At 22.8% G+C, this 19,882-nt stretch carries 15 protein-coding genes and 1 pseudogene; 10 read left to right on the forward strand and 6 right to left on the reverse strand.

The genetic code is table 11. From position 1 onward, the window contains the following. Positions 1-137: 137 nt before the first annotated feature. The 4 genes from rlmN (at position 138) to glyA (ending at position 5,079) form a co-directional block, all read left to right on the forward strand. Positions 138-1,226, forward strand: coding sequence for a 23S rRNA (adenine(2503)-C(2))-methyltransferase RlmN (gene rlmN / locus D9V59_RS01430; RefSeq protein ID WP_158364394.1), 1,089 nt, complete (start codon positions 138-140; stop codon positions 1,224-1,226). A gap of 126 nt (positions 1,227-1,352) precedes the next feature. Beyond that, on the forward strand, positions 1,353-2,459 hold the full coding sequence (gene ispG, locus D9V59_RS01435) for a flavodoxin-dependent (E)-4-hydroxy-3-methylbut-2-enyl-diphosphate synthase (RefSeq protein WP_158364396.1): 1,107 nt from the start codon (positions 1,353-1,355) through the stop codon (positions 2,457-2,459). A 49-nt stretch (positions 2,460-2,508) separates the two neighbouring features. Further along, a complete protein-coding gene (gene hisS, locus D9V59_RS01440; protein ID WP_158364398.1) occupies positions 2,509-3,792 on the forward strand; it encodes a histidine--tRNA ligase in 1,284 nt (427 codons plus the stop codon). Between the two features lie 33 nt (positions 3,793-3,825). Beyond that, positions 3,826-5,079, forward strand: a complete 1,254-nt coding sequence (glyA, locus tag D9V59_RS01445) for a serine hydroxymethyltransferase (protein ID WP_158364400.1) — start codon at positions 3,826-3,828, stop codon at positions 5,077-5,079. A gap of 81 nt (positions 5,080-5,160) precedes the next feature. Here glyA and bioD read toward each other — a convergent pair whose 3' ends face one another. Both bioD and bioB read right to left on the reverse strand, forming a co-directional pair. Next, a complete protein-coding gene (gene bioD / locus D9V59_RS01450; RefSeq protein ID WP_158364402.1) occupies positions 5,161-5,835 on the reverse strand; it encodes a dethiobiotin synthase in 675 nt (224 codons plus the stop codon). Between the two features lie 246 nt (positions 5,836-6,081). Next, positions 6,082-7,110 carry a biotin synthase BioB gene (bioB, locus tag D9V59_RS01455; RefSeq protein WP_158364404.1) on the reverse strand — a complete coding sequence of 343 codons (1,029 nt, stop codon included), beginning with the start codon at positions 7,108-7,110 and terminating at the stop codon, positions 6,082-6,084. 79 nt (positions 7,111-7,189) lie between these two features. On the opposite strand from bioB, the gene bioA reads away from it, so the two are divergent. Next, positions 7,190-8,476 (forward strand): adenosylmethionine--8-amino-7-oxononanoate transaminase, encoded by a 1,287-nt coding sequence (gene bioA / locus D9V59_RS01460; RefSeq protein ID WP_158364406.1) that lies wholly within the window; start codon positions 7,190-7,192, stop codon positions 8,474-8,476. A 6-nt stretch (positions 8,477-8,482) separates the two neighbouring features. Here the strand turns inward: bioA and pgl are convergent, their stop codons facing one another. Next, positions 8,483-9,484 (reverse strand): 6-phosphogluconolactonase, encoded by a 1,002-nt coding sequence (pgl, locus tag D9V59_RS01465; RefSeq protein ID WP_158364408.1) that lies wholly within the window; start codon positions 9,482-9,484, stop codon positions 8,483-8,485. A gap of 120 nt (positions 9,485-9,604) precedes the next feature. Next, positions 9,605-12,043: a transcription-repair coupling factor gene (mfd, locus tag D9V59_RS01470; protein ID WP_158364410.1), complete on the reverse strand. Its 2,439-nt coding sequence runs from the start codon at positions 12,041-12,043 to the stop codon at positions 9,605-9,607. A gap of 373 nt (positions 12,044-12,416) precedes the next feature. Between mfd and D9V59_RS01475 the strand changes: the two genes are divergently transcribed. The 4 genes from D9V59_RS01475 to gap all read left to right on the forward strand — a co-directional run bounded on the left by D9V59_RS01475 (position 12,417) and on the right by gap (position 16,629). Next, positions 12,417-13,616, forward strand: a complete 1,200-nt coding sequence (locus tag D9V59_RS01475; RefSeq protein ID WP_158364412.1) for an FtsX-like permease family protein — start codon at positions 12,417-12,419, stop codon at positions 13,614-13,616. Further along, on the forward strand, positions 13,609-14,292 hold the full coding sequence (lolD, locus tag D9V59_RS01480; protein WP_158364414.1) for a lipoprotein-releasing ABC transporter ATP-binding protein LolD: 684 nt from the start codon (positions 13,609-13,611) through the stop codon (positions 14,290-14,292). Before D9V59_RS01475 ends, lolD begins: the two co-directional genes overlap by 8 nt. A 17-nt stretch (positions 14,293-14,309) precedes the next feature. Further along, positions 14,310-15,542: an FtsX-like permease family protein gene (locus tag D9V59_RS01485; RefSeq protein ID WP_158364416.1), complete on the forward strand. Its 1,233-nt coding sequence runs from the start codon at positions 14,310-14,312 to the stop codon at positions 15,540-15,542. An 88-nt stretch (positions 15,543-15,630) separates the two neighbouring features. Continuing rightward, positions 15,631-16,629, forward strand: coding sequence for a type I glyceraldehyde-3-phosphate dehydrogenase (gap, locus tag D9V59_RS01490; protein WP_158364418.1), 999 nt, complete (start codon positions 15,631-15,633; stop codon positions 16,627-16,629). Positions 16,630-16,804: 175 nt separating this feature from the next. Here the strand turns inward: gap and queF are convergent, their stop codons facing one another. Next, positions 16,805-17,593: an NADPH-dependent 7-cyano-7-deazaguanine reductase QueF gene (gene queF / locus D9V59_RS01495; RefSeq protein WP_158364420.1), complete on the reverse strand. Its 789-nt coding sequence runs from the start codon at positions 17,591-17,593 to the stop codon at positions 16,805-16,807. A gap of 100 nt (positions 17,594-17,693) precedes the next feature. Further along, positions 17,694-18,215, reverse strand: a complete 522-nt coding sequence (fldA, locus tag D9V59_RS01500) for a flavodoxin FldA (RefSeq protein ID WP_158364422.1) — start codon at positions 18,213-18,215, stop codon at positions 17,694-17,696. 224 nt (positions 18,216-18,439) lie between these two features. On the opposite strand from fldA, the pseudogene phrB reads away from it, so the two are divergent. Then, positions 18,440-19,872: pseudogene (gene phrB, locus D9V59_RS01505) on the forward strand (deoxyribodipyrimidine photo-lyase). Positions 19,873-19,882 lie beyond the last annotated feature (10 nt).

A 19,882-nucleotide genomic window follows, 5' to 3' on the forward strand; every position in this document is an offset into this window, starting at 1 on the left:
ATTACAAAACTAGAAATAAAATAAAAAAAATTATTAAATAATATATAATTATTATTAATTTTTATAAAAAATATTATTTATTTTTTTTATCAGGTTAATGGTTAATGAAAAATTATTTTACATTATTAGGATTTTAGATGAAAAATAATATTAATATATTAAATATTTCTAAATCTAGAATTAATTTATTAAACTTAAATCGTCAAGATTTAAGATGCTTTCTTCTTTCTTTAGGAGCTAAAAATTTTTCTGCAGAACAAATTATGAATTGGATTTATAATTATTACTGTCAAGATTTCAATAAAATGTTAAATATTAGTCTTAAAATTAGAAATAAACTAAATGATATATCTTATATATTTGCACCAAAATTTATAGAAGAAAGAATATCTTGTGATGGCACGATAAAATGGCTTACTTCTATTGACGATCAAAAAATAGAAACTGTTTATATTCCTGAAAATAAACGTTCTACATTATGTATATCTTCACAAATTGGATGTTCTTTAAAATGTAGTTTTTGTGCTACTGGAAAAAAAGGTTTTAGTAGAAATTTAACAGTTTCTGAAATTATTTCTCAAATCTGGCAAGCAAATCAAGTTTTAAAACAAAAAAATCTTAATAGATGCATTACTAATATAGTTTTTATGGGAATGGGAGAACCTCTATTAAATATAAATAATGTTATTTCTGCACTAAAAATAATTTTAGACAAACATGGTTTTGGATTATCAAAAAGACATGTTACTCTGTCAACGTCAGGGATAGTGCCAGCATTAAATAAATTAAGACACAGCATGATTGATGTATGTCTAGCTATTTCTTTACATGCTCCTAATGATTATATTAGAAACCTTATCATGCCAGTTAATAAAAAATATAATATTGCATCTATTTTAGATTCATCGTTACAGTATTTAAAATTTTCATATGCTAATCGCGGTAAAATAACAATAGAATACGTTATGTTAGATAGAATTAATGATTCTAATCAAAATGCTGAACAATTAGCTATCCTATTAAATAAGATGCCTAGTAAAATTAATTTAATTCCTTGGAATTCTTTTTTTAATTCATCTTTTAGATCTAGTAACATGAATAGAATTAATATTTTTGCAAATATTTTAAGAAAAAAAGGATTTATTACAGTTATTAGAAAAAATAGAGGAAGAGATATTAACGCAGCATGTGGACAGTTAACAGGTAATATAATTAATCGTATTTAAAATAAAATTAATATTTATTAAAAATTATCTACATTTTTTTACATAGATTTAAAAAATTTTAAAAGAATACTTCATTTATAATATAATTTATTTGTCATATTAATTATTTTAAACATAAAAAAATTTATGAAAACAAAAAAAAATATTAATAGAAGAAAATCTGATCGTATTTATGTCGGTAAAATACCTGTCGGAAACAATGCTCCTATTTCAATTCAGTCGATGACTAATACTCGTACAACAAATATTTTAGAGACTATTAATCAAATTATACAATTGCAAAAAGTAGGAGCAGATATAGTTCGTGTCTCTATACCGACATTAAAAGATGCTGAATCATTTAAAATTATTAAAAAACAAGTATCAGTACCGTTAGTTGCAGATATACATTTTGATTATAGATTAGCTTTAAAAGCTATAGAATATGGAGCAGATTGTTTAAGAATCAATCCTGGTAATATTGGAAATAAAAAAAGAGTATCAGAAATAATTAATTATGCGAAAAATAAAAATATTCCTATTCGTATTGGTGTAAATTCTGGTTCTTTAGAGAAAGATATATTAAAAAAACACAAAACCCCTACTCCAGAAGCTTTAGTAGAATCAGCTTTAAGAAATATTGAATTTTTTGATACTTTAAACTTTAATCAATTTAAAGTTAGTGTTAAATCATCTGATGTCTTTTTAGCTATTGAAGCTTATAAAATATTAGCAAAAAAAATTACTCAACCTTTGCATATCGGTATAACAGAAGCTGGAGGTTTAAGAAGTGGAACAGTAAAATCATCTATAGGTATTTCTTCTTTATTAACATTGGGTATCGGAGATACATTAAGAGTCTCATTGGCAGCCGATCCAATTGAAGAAGTAAAAGTAGGGTATGACATTTTAAAAGCTTTATGTTTGCGATCAAGAGGAATTAATTTTATTGCTTGTCCTACTTGTTCTAGACAAGAATTTGATGTAATTAATACAGTAAATGTATTAGAAAAAAAATTAGAAGATATTTCAACTCCTATTGATGTATCTATTATTGGATGTATTGTTAATGGCATAGGTGAAGCTAAAACAGCTACATTAGGACTGACTGGAAATCATAAATACAGTGCATTTTATGAAAATGGTATACGTCAAAAAAATAAGTTAAAAAATGAGGAAATAATAGAACAAATGGAAAATAAAATTCGTAAAAAAGCGAAAGAATTAGATCAATTAAATTATTATAAAAAATAATATTTAATTATAAATTGCACTTAATTTATAGCTAACATAAGAGATAATAGTGAATAAAGAAATTCAGTCTATCAGAGGAATGCATGATTATTTTTCACAAGAATTGCAAATATGGAATTATCTAGAAATTATTTTTAAAGAAGTATTGACTAGTTATTGTTACTTAGAAATTAGACTACCTCTCATAGAAAAAACAGAAATTTTTAAAAGGGCTATTGGAAATATTACTGACGTAGTAGAAAAAGAAATGTACTCTTTTAAAGACAAAAAAGGTAATAGTTTAACTTTGCGACCAGAAGGAACTGTAGGTTGTGTTAGAGCTCTTATACAAAATAATTTATTAAATACAAAAAACCATAAGTTTTGGTATTTAGGTCCTATGTTTCGATATGAAAGACCTCAGAAGGGAAGATATCGTCAATTTCATCAATTAGGAGTAGAAGTATTTGGATTAGATAAAGAAGATATTGATTTAGAAATGATTCTTTTAACTAATCGTTTATGGAAAAGAATTGGTATTGATTCATATTTAACATTAGAAATTAATTCAATTGGTTCTAGAATAGATCGCATTAAATATAAAAAAGAATTAGTTTTGTTTCTTGAAAAATATCGATATTTATTAGATGAAGATTGCAAAAGACGATTATATACTAATCCTTTGCGTATTTTAGATACTAAAAACATAGAAATTCAAAAAATTTTAAATCAAGCTCCATTATTAGAAGAGTACGTGAATATTTCTGCATATAATCATTTTAAAAATTTATGCAAAATGATTAGTTCTTACGGAATAAAATATCAACATAATAAAAAATTAGTACGAGGATTAGATTATTATAATAACACTGTATTTGAATGGAAAAGTAATAAAATAGGAACACAAAATGCTATTTGCGCAGGAGGACGATATGATTATTTAGTTGAAGAAATGGGAGGGCAAAAGACACCTGCTATAGGATTTGCGATAGGAATAGAACGTTTGGTATTACTAATGCAAGAATTAAATATTTTTTCAGAAAAAGTAGAGAATATTCATATTTATATTATTTTCATTGGAGAACATAATAAATTTTATGCTGTTAACTTGTCTGAAGAAATAAGGGATTTATATCCAAAATTAAAAATATTTATTAATTTTTTTAATCAAAATCTTAAAAAAAAAATAAGACATGCTATTAATTCTTCCTCTGAGATTATTATTTTAATAGGTGATAAAGAAATAAAAAACGGTTTTTTTTTAATTAAAGATATAAAAAAAAAAGAAGAATATTTTTTATTAAAAAACGAATTATTATCAAAAATAAAAAATTATTTCAAACATATTAATTAATTTTTATAAAATAATTACAAATTTAGGTTAAATATGCTTAACAATAAAATAGATTTTTCTAAATATGATCCAGAATTATGGGATGCAATAGAAAAAGAAAAAACAAGACAAGAAAATCATATTGAATTAATTGCATCAGAGAATTATACAAGTTATCATGTTATGCACGTACAAGGTTCACAATTAACTAATAAATATGCAGAAGGTTATCCTGGTAAACGATATTATGGAGGTTGCGAATATGTAGATACAATAGAAGAATTAGCAATTTTTCGAGCAAAAAAATTATTTTCTGCAGACTATGCTAATGTTCAACCACATTCTGGTTCTCAAGCTAATTTTGCTGTTTATACAGCACTTTTAAATCCTGGTGATACAGTACTGGGCATGAAATTATCTCATGGAGGTCATTTAACTCATGGATCTTCTGTAAACTTTTCAGGAAAATTATACAATATAATTTCATATGGATTAGATAAAAATGGTAAAATTGATTATGAAGAATTATCTTTTTTAACTAAAAAATATAAACCAAAAATGATAATTGGTGGTTTTTCAGCATATTCTGGTATTTGTGATTGGGAAAAAATGCGAAAAATTGCTGATACAGTTAATGCTTATTTTATTGTTGATATGGCTCATATTGCAGGTTTAATTGCTGCTAAAATTTATCCAAATCCAATAAATTATGCACATGTTGTTACCAGTACAACTCATAAGACGTTAGCTGGACCTCGTGGCGGTTTAATTCTTGCAAAAAATGGAAGTGATAATTTATATAAGAAATTAAATTTATCAGTTTTTCCAGGTGCTCAAGGAGGTCCTTTAATGCATGTAATAGCTGGAAAAGCTATTGCATTTAAAGAAGCTTTAGAACCAAAATTTAAAACATATCAAGAGCAAATTGTAAAAAATTCAAAAATTATGGCAAAAAATTTTTTAAAAAAAGGATACGAAATAGTATCTGGAGGCACTTATAATCATTTATTTTTAATTAATTTAACTAATAAAAACATAACTGGACAACATGCCGATATTGCTTTAAGCAAAGCCAACATAACTATAAATAAAAATACTGTGCCTAACGATTTAAAAAGTCCTTTTATAACTTCAGGAATACGTATTGGCACACCTGCTGTTACTAGAAGAGGGTTTAAAGAAAAAGAAGTTTTGGAAATATCAAATTGGATGTCTAGTATATTAAATGATGTCAATGATAATATAAATATCATCAATGTTAAAAATAAAGTATTAGATATATGTTCTAAATATCCAGTTTATATTTAATTAAATCAAATATATCCATCTTTGTTAAAAATTATATTAATAGTAAAAACAAGATTTTAATTAAAAAATAATACATTTACTTTATGAAGGCAATGTTATATTTATTTGATTAAATTTGATGTTATTTGTATCTATTAAATAAGGAATTATACCCAATAATGGAGCTTTAATATAACTTAACAAAGTTTGGATGTAATATGGGTTATACATGTCTTTTGGATGAATATTGTTAGCAATCCAGCCGCCGCATTTTATTTTTTCTGAAATAATCGCTTTTTCTGTTAAAATAGCATGATTAATACAACCTATTTTAATGCCGACAACAATAATGACAGTTAATTTCTCATGTTTTACCCAATCTGAGAAAGTATCTTGATAAGATAAAGGTGTATACCATCCACCAGCACCTTCTATTATAATCCAATTACTTTGAGTGATAATTTTTTTTAAACCTAAAGATAAATCTTCTTTTTTAATGTTCTTTTTTTGAAGTTGACTTAAAATATGAGGAGGAGCGTTTTCAATAAATGAAATTGGATTAATTTCATTATTTTTTAATTTTACAGCACTATTTTTTCCTAAAATAACTGCATCATTTTTAAAAAAGCAACATGGTCGATCTTGATATCCAGATGATACTGGTTTATATCCTGCTGTTTTATATCCAGATTCTGTAGCTTTTTTTAACAAAATACTACTAACAGTTGTTTTGCCTATATTTGTATCAGTTCCAGTAATGAAAAATTTTTTAATCATAATAATGTCGTATTTGACAGTGATATTTAATAGTATTAAATTAATATAAAATTTAATAATTAGTAATAATTTTTTTTTGATTGATAAAATAAATAATTTATATTAATAAAAAAATATTTAATTTTACTCTAAATAGAGTAACTCTACTATAGTGTTATAATATATTAAATAATATAACATATAATATTGAGTTACTCTTAACAAGAGTTACATTATTATAACTTATAATAAATATATTATATAAAATTATATTGCAGCATTATAATATTGTTCTTTATCAATTTTTAATGATTTAATAAAGAATTTATTTTCTTGTTTTTTTAATATAAAGTTTTTTTTATATTCAGGATGTAAATTAAGTTTTTTTAATAACTTTATATCTTGTTTTTTTTCTGGATTGTCTGTAGTCAATAGTTTGCATCCATAAAAAATAGAATTTGCTCCAGCCATAAAACACATTGCTTGAGTTTGATCATTCATTTTTTGACGTCCTGCAGATAATCTAATATAAGATTTTGGCATCATAATACGAGCAATAGCAATTACACGAATAAAATCAAACGGTTCAACATCATTATTTTGTTCCATTGGAGTTCCTGGAATTTTAATCAACATATTAATTGGTACACTTTCTGGAGGAATAGGTAAATTAGATAATTCCATTAACAATTCTATGCGATCTTGTACCTTTTCACCTAAACCTATAATGCCTCCAGAACAAATTTTCATTCCAGCATTACGTACTGTATGTAAAGTTTCTAGTCTTTCTTCATATGTACGAGTGGTTATGATTTCTTTATAAAAATTAGAAGATGTATCTAAATTGTGATTATAAAAATCTAAACCTGCCTTTGCTAGTTTTTTTGCTTGTGAAGTATTTAAAGTTCCTAAAGTCATGCATGTTTCCATACCCATTGCTTTTATTTCTTTTATGATTTTTTCTAAATAAGGTATATCTCTATCTTTTGGATTTTTCCATGCAGCTCCCATACAAAATCTACTAGATCCTGAAGATTTTGCTTGTTTTGCAGCATTGAGTATTGTTTCTATTTCTAATAAAGGTTCTTTTTTTAAATTTGTTTTATATCTTGAACTTTGTGGACAATATTTACAATCTTCTGGACAAGAACCAGTTTTTATTGATAGTAATGTACTTATTTGTATTGTATTAGGATTAAAATATTTTCTATGTTCTTTTTGAGCTTTAAACATAAGATCAAAAAATGGTTTTTCAAAAAGTATTTTAGTATTTTCTAATGTCCATTTTTTTTTCATATTATCTCCAAAAAAAATTATGATTTTACCTTAACAAAGGTTTATACTAAATTATTTAATATTTTATATATAAATAATCATGAATCAATTCGATATATTTTTTGATTATAAACATATTTGGCATCCTTATTCATCTATGATAAACCCTATTCCTAGTTATTGTGTTAAATCTGCTAAAGGAATTTATTTAAAATTAAAAAATGGAAAAAATATAATAGATGGAATGTCTTCATGGTGGTCTGCAATACATGGATATAATCATCCTATTTTAAACAAAGCTCTAAAAAAACAAATAAAAAAAATGTCTCATGTAATGTTTGGAGGAATTACACATCCTTCAGCAATTGCACTTTGTCAACAATTAATCTCATTAACACCAAAAAAATTAGACTGTATTTTTCTTTGTGATTCTGGTTCCGTTTCTATTGAAGTAGCAATGAAAATGTTAATACAATATTGGCAATCATTAGGTCAAAAACGAAGATTGTTTTTAACAATTAAAAATGGATATCACGGTGATACTTTTGCAGCTATGTCAGTATCTGATCCTGAAAATTCTATACATAAAATTTACAATAATTTACTACCAAAAAATTTATTTGCAAATACTCCAAAATCTTCTTTTCATAAAAATTGGAATACTAGTGATATTATATCTTTTAAAGAAAAAATAGAAAAAAATTCGCTTAAAATAGCAGGAGTGATATTAGAACCTATAGTTCAAGGTGTAGGAGGAATGAATTTTTATCATCCTACATTTTTAAAAGAAATAAAAATTTTATGTGATTATTACCGTATACCGTTGATTTTTGATGAAATTGCAACTGGTTTTGGTCGTACTGGAAAATTTTTTGCTTTTGAACATGCTAATGTAGTACCAGATATACTATGTTTAGGAAAAGCTATGACTGGCGGTACAATTACTTTAGCTGCCACCTTAAGTTCTCGACATATCGCAAATACTATTAGCGAAAGTAATGTAAAATGTTTTATGCATGGTCCTACTTATATGGCAAATCCATTAGCATGTGCTGTTGCTAATGCTAATATAAAAATATTAAAAACTAATGAATGGAAAACACAAGTATCTGATATCGAAAGTCAACTTTCTAAAAATTTGTTACCATTAATTAATCATCCTTATGTAACTGACGTACGTATATTAGGTGCAATTGGCGTTGTAGAATGTTCTCGTTCGGTTAATATGTTTTTAATACAAAAATTTTTCGTAAAAAATGGTGTATGGATTAGACCATTTAAAAATCTAATTTATATTGTACCTCCTTATATAATAAATACTTATGCATTAAAAAAATTAATAAATGTAATTATTGAAGCATTGGATGATAATTCCTTGTTTATATAAATATTATTATAATTTATGTATTACTACCCATATAGGTCTTTTACCAGTATGATGTATATTCAATAATTTTAATTCTCCAGTTTCATTATTTATACTATAAATAATTAATTTATTAGATTTTTCACCAGCAACTATTAAATATTTATTCGTAAAATCAATAGCAAATGACCGAGGTTGTTTTTCTGTTTTATAATTTTTATAAAAAACAATTTTATTATTATTTTGATTAATATGAAATAATGAAATTATATTAAAAAATCGATCAGAAGCATATAAAAAACGTCCACAAGAAGTCAATTTAATATCGGAAGACCAATGTTTTTTTTGAAATTGATCTTTTAAAAGATTAATATTTTGTATATGTTTTATATGTATTCTATTATTGATTTTATTAATATTCCATACATCTATAGTACCATTTAATTCATTTATAGTATAAATAAAATCTTGATTTGGATGAAAAACGATATGACGAGGTCCTGATTTTTTTTGAACATTTAAAAATTGTTGTTCAGTACTTTGTAATATTCCAAAATTTGTTAAATAATATAAATAAATACGATCTTCTTTAAGAGATGTTACAAATAATATATTATATTTATCATTTATTCTAGCACAATGACAACCTTGTATATTATGAATAATTTGTATTGCATTTTGAGGTATTCCATATTGATTTAATGAATTAACATTAAGACAGTTTGCATGATAAGAACTGCAAAATAAAAATTCATTAGTATGATTAAGAGAAATATAATTTGCTTTTCCTGTAATCGAAATACTACTTTTTTTTTCTAAAAAGCCATTATCGTCTATAAAATATGTAATAATTTCATTATTAGAACTAACTCCAGCATATAATAGATTTTTTTCTTTCATAATTTCAATAGGTTGAACTTCAGCATATGTTTCAATTTTTTGAATTAAATTCATGTTCCCATTACAATGTAAATTCCATACTTCAATGCTTTGACTGTCTGAGTTTGCAATGTAAACAACTTGTCTCATATTATTCCTTTGATTTTTTTTAATAAAAATTTATATAGTATTTTACTATAAAAAATTTATTATCATCAAATATAATTTAATTTAATTTAAAAAAATTAACATAAGATTTTTTAATAATATTTAAATATTATTTTTTTTTAATTTTTTTAATAATTCTATAATCCATTTCAAACGAATAACATCATTGTTTAAATTAATAGTAAATTTTAATTTTGTTGAACTTATCATTTTCCAAACATTTGGTTCTTCTGAAAATATTTTAAGTAAATATTGAGTATTAACAGAATTATTTTTATGAAATTCTATAAAACCTATATTTTTATTAGATTTTATATATTTAATACCTAATTTATATGCAATTAATCGTATTTTAGCAATTGTAATTAAGTTTTCAGAAAAATCAGGTAATTTACCAAATTCTTTTATTAATGTATATTTTATTTTTTCTATTTGTTTTTCATTTTGAGCACTAGCTATTTTTTTATAAAAAAACAACCTTGTATTGACATTTATAATATAATCTTCAGGAAATAAAGAAGATACATTTAATTCTATTTCTAATGGTTTTTCTACTAATTCATTAACAGTTAAACTTTTTCCAGTTTTTAATAAATTAATAGCATTCTCCAATAATTTTACATATAAAGAAAAACTAATGTTTTTCATATGTCCGCTTTGCTCTTTACCTAATAATTCACCTATTCCACGAATTTCAAGATCTTGATTTGATAAAGAAAAACCTCCTCCAAAATTATTAACTGACGAAATTGCTTCAAGTCTTTTTTTCGCATCAGAAGTAATTTGACTAAAATTATTAACAATAAATAAAGCATACGCTTGATGATTTGATCTGCCAATACGACCACGTAATTGATGAAGTTGAGACAATCCAAAATGATCGGCATTTTCAATAATAATTGTATTAGCTCTTGGTATATCAACACCGCTTTCAACAATTGTAGTACAAATTAAAACATTAAATTTATTTTTATAAAAATCAGTCATAATTTTTTTTAAATCTATATTATTCATCTGTCCATGACCTATCTTAATATTAGCTTCAGGAATTAATATTGATAATTTTTCAGCAATATTATTAATATTTTTAACTTTATTATATATATAATATACTTGTCCTCCTCTTGATATTTCACGCAATATTGTTTTTCTTACTAATAATGGACAATATTCTTTAATAATAGTTTTGATTGCTAATCTTTGAGCTGGAGGTTTTTCTATAATAGATAAGTCTTTTATGCCAGTCATAGCCATGTTTAAAGTACGAGGTATAGGTGTAGCAGTTAAAGTTAATATATCAATATCAGAATAGTTTTTTTTAATAATTTCTTTATGATTAACCCCAAATTTATGTTCTTCATCAATAACTAATAATCCGATATTGTACCATGTAATTTTTTTAAATATTAATTTATGTGTTCCTATTAAAATGTCAATTTGACCATTTTTAGTATTTTGAAAAATTAAATTTTGTTCTTTTTTACTTTGAAATCTAGATAATATATGAATATTAACAGGCCAATTAGAAAAACGAATTTTAAAATTTTTATAATGTTGCCGTGCTAATAAAGTAGTTGGAACTAAAATAGCTACTTGTTTTTTATTAGATACAGATAAAAAAGCTGCTCTCATTGCGACTTCTGTTTTTCCAAAGCCTACATCGCCACAGATTAAACGATCCATAGGAGTTGATTTACACATATCTTTTAATACAGCTTTTATAACTTGATTTTGATCATTTGTTGTTTCAAATAAACAATCTTTACAAAACATTTGATATTTTTTTTCATCATGTTTAAAAGAAAAACCTTTTTTAGATTCTCTTTTTGCATAAATTTCTAATAATTTTGCAGCATGATCGTGTACAGTTTTACTGATTCTTTTTTTATCTTTATGCCATTCATCACTGCCTAATTTATGAAGTGGAGCATTTTTTATCGATGAATCAGTATAAGATGAAATAAGATGTAAATATGAAACTGGTACATATAATTTATCTCCTTCTGCATATAAAATAATTAAATATTCAGATTTTATACTAGCAGTTTTTATAGTAGTTAGTCCTTGATATCGTCCAATTCCATGTTCAATATGTAAAATGGGTTGATTTAAAATAAGATCAGAAAGATGATTCTTTTTAAGAACTGTAGTATTTTTTTTAATATAAGAAATATATTGATTTTTAGATAACAATGGCAATAAATCTTGTGTAGAAATAAATAAAATATTGTTTTTTTTATCTAAAAATCCATTTTTCAGTTCTTGTATCATATAAAAATAATCAAAATTTTTATTGATATCAATAATTTTTTTAATACATTGTGGATGAATGTTATTTTTTATTAAAAAATTTAAAATTGTTTTTAAAAACTTATTTTTTGTTAAAGAAAATATAATTCTTCCTGAAAATAAACGCAAATTATATAATAATTGATTATTTGATTGTTGATTTTGAATTTTTTGAAATAAATTTAACAAATTTTGGTATTTAAAATAAATAATTTTTTTATTTTTTAAGATTTTATTTTCTGTAATTTTCATAGAATTATATTATTTTTAAAGAAAGTAATAAAAATTTAATTTTAATAAATATTTTAATAATTAAAAAAAAATTTTTTATTTAATAAAATCAATATTTTTATAAAGTTTATTAAATCGATTTAGATATTTTATAATAAAATAAGCAAAAGATAAAAAATAAAAATTTTTATTAAATCTATATATGTCTAATTTTAGATAATTTTAAATTATTAAAAAATCAATATTAATTGCATCAATTAAAAATTTTTTTATAATTAGTTATATTTTATAATCTTTTTAATTTTATGAATTTAAATACTTAAAATAGTATATATTCTTTCTATTTAATATATTTTATTCATGAAATATTTATTTATTTTAAGACAATATTTTAATGTATAAACCTATATCTTTTTTTATTGGTTTTCGTTATCTTTGGAATTCTCATTTACCAAAATTTAAAAAATTTATTACTATTCTATCTATTTTAGGCATTAGCATTAGTACATCTTCACTAATTATTATATTGTCTATAATAAACGGATCTGAAAATAATTTTAAAAAAAATATTTTGACTTTTATTCCACATTTGATAATCACCAATCAAAATAAATATATCAATAAAAATAAATTTCCTAAAGATATTTTACAATCACAAGAAATCGAAAAATTTTCTACTTTTATAAGTAAAGAAGTGATTGTAAAAAATAAAAACAACGTAGCTATGGCGGAAATAATTGATTTTGATCCTAATAACTATGATAATGTGAAAAAGTATAGTACTAACGATGTTTTAGATAAATTAAAATCAGGTGAAAATAATATAATTATAGGAAAAGAATTAGCTAAAAAAATTCATGTTAATATTGGTGATAAAATCACATTAATTGTTTTATCTGATAAAAAAAATTATTTTTCAGGAAAGATTTTTAATGAATGTGTATTTAAAATTATTAATACATTTAGCACTCAAAATGAAGTTGATTATTATCAAATATTAATGAATAAAGAAGATGTTTTAAAATTTTTAAATTATTCGAAAAATTATGTTACTGGATGGAGATTTTGGCTAAAAAATCCATTAGATTTTAATATAAACGAACTAAAAAAAATATCAACTCAACTAGTTGTATTAGATTGGAAATTACAAAAAGGTGAATTTTTTAAAGCTATAAAAATAGAAAAATATATGATGTTATTCTTATTTTTCTTGATTTTATTCATATCTATTTTAAATATATTTATTACACTTACTGTATATATAATAGAAAAGAAGAATGCTATTGCTATTTTGAAAACACAAGGATTATTGAATTGGAAAATTATGTTGATCTTTATTATTATAGGATCTAGTACAGCTATTATTGGAAGTTTTTTTGGTACAGCAATTAGTATTGCATTAATTATACAAAATGATTTGTTAAAATTTTTTATTAAAATTTTTTTTCATGAAATTAATATTACAATAATAATTAAACCATTTCAGATTATTTTAATTAATTTAATTTCTATATTATTAACAATAATTACAATCGTATACCCAACTTTGAAGGCTATTCGATTACAACCAGTTAAGCTTTTATCAAATGAATAATATTATAAAATGTGTTGATTTAACTAAATCTTATAAAAATGGAAATACAGTTTTAAATATTTTAAAAAATATATCATTTGAATTAAAAAAAGGAGAAATAGTAGCAATTATAGGAAAATCAGGTTCAGGAAAAACTACTTTACTACATTTACTTGCGGGACTAGACAGCCCAACTTCTGGTAGTATATTTTTTGACGGTAAATCGTTCAATTCAATGTCATCTAATCAAATAGCAGATTTTAGAAATATAAAATTAGGTTTTATTTATCAGTTTCATCATTTATTATTAGATTTTAATGTATTAGAAAATGTTGCAATGCCTCTTTTAATCAGTAAAAAAAATAATAAAGATTCTGAAGAAAAAGCATACGAAATGCTAAAAAAAGTTCGATTAGAAAATAAAATCAAAAAATATCCATCTGAACTTTCTGGAGGAGAAAGACAGCGTGTTGCTATTGCTCGAGCTTTTATAAATACACCAGTTTTAGTAATAGCAGATGAACCGACCGGTCATTTAGATATGTACAATTCACAAATTTTTTTAAATTTAATGTTACAATTAAACATTGATTTTAATACTTCTTTTATAATTGTCACACATGATCCTTTTCTAATAAAAAAAATATCTATTTTATTCAAAATAAAAAATGGTCAACTATTCAATTATAAAAATTAATCATAAAAAAACATTAGATGAATTTTTTACCTTTTTTAATCTCAAAAAGATTGTGTATCGCACAAAAGAAAAGTTATACGTTGTTTTTAATTTCTATTTTATCAAAAATAGGAATATCTATTAGTGTATTTGCCTTAATAATAAGTTTTAGTGCATTAAATGGATTTAAAATACTATTAAATAAAAACGTTTTATCTACTTTTCCACATGGTATTATTCAATTAACTAATCAATCTTCATTAAAATGGCAAGATGTAATAAACGAACTAAAAATTATTCCAGAAATAATTTATTCTGAACCTTATCTTGTTACTAAAGGACTATTAATAACTAATAATAAGATAAAATCAATTGAAATTAAAAGTTTTAAAAATATTAAAAATATTAAAGAAAAATTTTCTTTAGAAATAAGTGATAATTTTTTTAAAAAAAAAAATAATAATGAAATTATTATTTCATCTCATTTGTCAAAGTACTTATCCATTAAAAAAGGTGACTGGATTAAATTAATTATTTTAAATGAAAATACAAATAATTTTAATTTTAATTTAAAATATTTTTCTTTTAAAATTATAGGTATTTTCAAATCAAATAGCATCTTAGATTCATATATAGGATATATTCCGTTTGATTTTTTCAAAAAATATCTTCTTATAAAAAATAAAATTAATTTTATTGAATTACATATGTCTGATCCCTTAAATGCGAATCAAATAATTTTAAAAGTTGCTAGAAAAATAAAAATTCCTCTTTTTATATATACTTGGATTAATAGTTATAAAAGTATTTATAATGACATTCAAACTATTAAAGCAATTATATGTATAACACTTTTATTATTAGTACTAATATCATGTTTTAGTATTGCATCTATTTCTTTAATGACTATATCAAAAAAAACACAACAAATAGCAATTTTACGTAGTATTGGAGCTAATAATTATCTGATTCAAATAATTTTTTTATATTATGGAATACGTTCTATAATAATAGGCGGTTTAATTGGTTTATTTTTTGGAATAATAACAGTTTTAAACTTTAAAAGTATAATTTGTTTTTTAGAAAAATACTTTAAAGATAATATATTATTAGATAATATTTATTATAATAATTTTTTTTTATTAGAATTAAATCTATCAGATATAATTATAATATTTATAAGTATCCTATTCATAGGAATGATAACAAATTGGTATCCAGCATATTATGCTTCAAAAATTAATCCAAGCGAAATATTAAAAGAATATTAAAATTAATAATTAAAAAAATATTAACAAAATAAATTAAAATTGTATTTGACTATCTTATATTAAAAAAAACTTTTTAACTGGTGAAAATATGACAATTAAAGTAGGTATAAATGGATTTGGTCGAATTGGACGCGTATTATTTCGACTTGCTCAAAAGCGTAGTGATATTGAAATTATAGCTATTAACGATTTATTAAGTCCTCAATATATAGCTTACATGTTAAAATATGATTCTACACATGGTCTTTTTAAAGAAAATATTGAAATTGATAATAATGATATTATTGTAAATGGAAAAAAAATTCGTATTACTGCAATTAAAGATCCTGAAAAATTAATGTGGAATGATTTATGTATTGATGTAGTAATTGAATCAACAGGTCTTTTTTTAACAAAAGAAACAGCTTATAAACATATTTTAGCAGGATCAAAAAAAGTAGTTGTAACAGGTCCTTCAAAAGATGATATTCCTATGTTTGTAAGAGGAGCTAATTTTCATAAATATAAAGGAGAAAAAATTGTATCAAATGCATCTTGTACAACTAATTGTTTAGCTCCTTTATCTAAAATAATAGATGAAAACTTTGATCTTATTGAAGGTTTAATGACAACTGTTCATGCTAGTACAGCAACTCAAAAAATTGTAGATAGTGCATCAAATAAAGATTGGAGAGGTGGTAGAGGAGCTCTTCAAAATATTATTCCATCTTCTACTGGAGCTGCTATTGCTGTTGGAAAAGTTTTACCTAATTTAAATGGAAAATTAACTGGAATAGCGTTTCGAGTACCGGTATCAAATATATCTGTAGTAGATTTAACAGTACGTTATAAAAAATCTGCTACATATAAAGAAATATGTCAAGTAATCCAACAAGCTTCTAAAAAAGACATGAAAGGAATTTTAGGATATACTGAAGATGAAGTAGTTTCTACAGATTTTAATGGTCAAGAACTAACTTGTATTTTTGATTCTAAAGCAGGTTTATGTTTGAATAATAATTTTGCTAAATTAGTTGCTTGGTATGATAATGAAACAGGTTATTCTAGCAAAGTTCTTGATTTAGTTTCTTTAATATCTAGAAAATAAATTCAAATTAAAGATAATTTTATTAAAAAATATATTTATTATTTTAAAAAATATTGCAAATTATATTAAATTTATATAATGATAAATATATTTTATTCTTTTTATACTGATAGCGGTATTAAGTAAATGCTTAATACTGCTATTTAATTAGAAAAATATACTGCAACAGTACTTTTTACTGTCTAGCCATTCGAATCAAACACGGTGAATAATAAGTATCACTTCTCCAAGGATTAATATCAATTCCTCCTCGACGTGTATATTTTGCATATATACTAAGTTTTTGAGGTTTGCAAATATTTTTTATATCATTAAAAATTCTTTCAACACATTCTTCATGAAATTCATTATGATAACGAAAAGAAATTAAATAAGATAACAATCCAGAATGATCAATTGCTTGTCCAGTATATATTATTTGTATTGACGCCCAATCAGGTTGTTTGGTAATAGGACAATTAGATTTTAATAAATGACTATATAAAGATTCTTGTATAATTGTTTTTTTAAATGCATTTATAAGAAATGATGGATTATATGTATAACATTTAATTTCAATATTTTGATTATCTATACAAAAACCTTTGAAATTTGAAATTTTTTGATCCTTAATTTGATTTAAATTAAATAATTCTACAGAGACTTTTCCAATAACGCATTTACTAAGATCATGTTTTAAAATCTCAATTAATTTTGTATGATTATCAATTTTTTTTTCATTAAAACTGTTGATATAAAATTTAAAACTTTTAGATTCTATAATATTTATACTATTTATATTAATTTTAATTTTAGCAACAGCTATTTTTGGTAATCCTTTTTTATTTAACCAAGATAATTCATATAAAGTCCAAATATCTTCTCCAATAAAAGGTATTTTTATATTACTTAATTTAATAATTTTACGATGTTTTTTGCGAGGTATGCTTTTTAATAAACTATAATGATTTATTTTCAAACTCATATTTTTTCTTTTTTTATCTAATAATTTATTATAAATATCGGGCAAAATATATATATATATTTTATAGAATATTATTAAAAAAGATAATATACAATAAATTTTATATTTTTTTTGAATTAAAATGAGAAAGAATTATTTTTAACCATTTTTTAATTCTTTCTTTTGTCTTTTCTGCCTGTCGATCTTCATCTAAAACTAATCCAATAAAATAATCTTTATTTAATAAGGATTTAGAATCTTCAAAATTATACTCTTGAGTAGACCATTTTCCAATAATATTAGCTTTATTTTTTTTTAAAATAGCATAAATAACACTCATTGCATCACAAAAATATTCTCCATAATCTTCTTGGTCTCCACAGCCAAATAATGCGACAGTTTTATTAAAAAAATTAATTTTTTTTAAAGTTGGTAAAAAATCATCCCAGTCACATTGCACTTCGCCATAATACCAAGTAGGAACGCCTAATATTAAAAAATTAAAATTTTCAATATCCTTTTTAGTCGCATTGCTAATATCATATAATTCAGCAATATCCTTACCTACATAATGGTGAATTAATTTTGCTATTTTTTCTGTATTTCCAGTATCACTTCCAAAAAAAATACCTATTTTTTTCATATTTAATCTCCTATAATAAAAGATATTTTTAAAAAAAATAATATACAAATAAACATTCATAATATATTTAGAAAAAATTTTTCTAAAAAATGTTATTATTAGTCAAGTAAATAATTTTTTACTTAAAATAAACACTTAAACGGAATAAATTATAAAATTTTTTTTAACACTATCGTTCTATTAATCAAGGATTTTTTATATATTAATATATAAAATATAAAATTATGCAAAAAAATTTAATTTGGTTTCGAAATGATCTTCGTGTATATGACAATAGAGCGTTACATGAAGCATGTAAATTAGAAGAAGATAAAGTTATCAGTTTATTTATTGATGCCCCTATACAATGGAGTTCTTACAATATATCTAAAAAAAAACATCTTTTATTGAACAACATCTTATTGATTTAAAAAAAGAATTATTTAAGTTGAACATTGTATTATATTATCATAAATCTAAGGATTTTTTAAGTTCTATAAAATATTTAATATATTTTTGTGAAAAACATAAAGTAAATAACTTATTTTATAATTATCAATATGAAATAAATGAACGTAATCAAGATGATTTAGTAAAAAAACGATTATCCGAAAAGGGTATTTTTACAAAATGTTTCCATGATAAAATTTTATTTTCTAGTAAAAAAATTAGAAATTCAAATAATAAAACATATAAAATTTTTTCTTCTTTTAAAAAAAAAATAATACAAAATTTATATAATAATTTACCAAAATGTCTTCCTATTCCTTTTAAAAGAAAACCAGATAAAGATCTTTTTTTAGATAACAGTTTCTTAAATAATTCAAAATTATATTTTGACAAAGAAATTTTTCCTATTGGAGAAAAAAAGGCTATTCATTTTTTGAAAAAATTTTTGAAGAATAAAATTCAGAATTATTCTTTTCAGAGAAATTTTCCTTTTTTAGATAGTACTAGCATGCTGTCTCCTTATTTATCTTCAGGAATAATATCATCGCGTTATTGTCTTTTAATGATTTTTAGAAGAAGAAAATATATATCACTAAATGAATTTTTTACATGTTCTTGGTTGAATCAAATATTGTGGCGCGAATTTTATTATCATTTGCTAATTGGTTTTCCGAAAGTTACTAGAGGAGAATCATTATCTATTTGGGAAAAAAATATTCATTGGAATGATAATAAAAATCAATTTGATGCTTGGAAAAAAGGGAAAACTGGCTTTCCTATTATTGATGCAGGCATGAGACAATTAAACGAATTAGGATGGATGCATAATCGATTAAGAATGATTACATCAAGTTTCTTAGTCAAAAATTTATTAATTGATTGGAGAAAAGGAGAAAAGTATTTTATGTCTCGTTTAATTGATGGAGATTTAGCGTTAAATAATGGAAATTGGCAATGGTCTGCATCTATTGGAAGTGATTCTGTTTCTTATATAAGATTTTTTAATCCTTATCATCAATCAAAAACTTTTGATGCATCAGGTCTTTTTATAAAAAAATTTATTCCAGAATTAAAAAATATACCTAATAATTATATTCATCAACCACATGAATGGTTAAAAAAGAATAATAATACAATAAATTATCCTGAACCTATTGTAGATTATTGTGAAAGTAGAAAAAAAACTTTATTAATATATAATCAAGCACGACTAAATTATAAAAAATAGGAAAAAATTA

The organism is Buchnera aphidicola (Artemisaphis artemisicola), from assembly GCF_005082365.1.
Taxonomy (GTDB): domain Bacteria; phylum Pseudomonadota; class Gammaproteobacteria; order Enterobacterales; family Enterobacteriaceae; genus Buchnera; species Buchnera aphidicola_AR.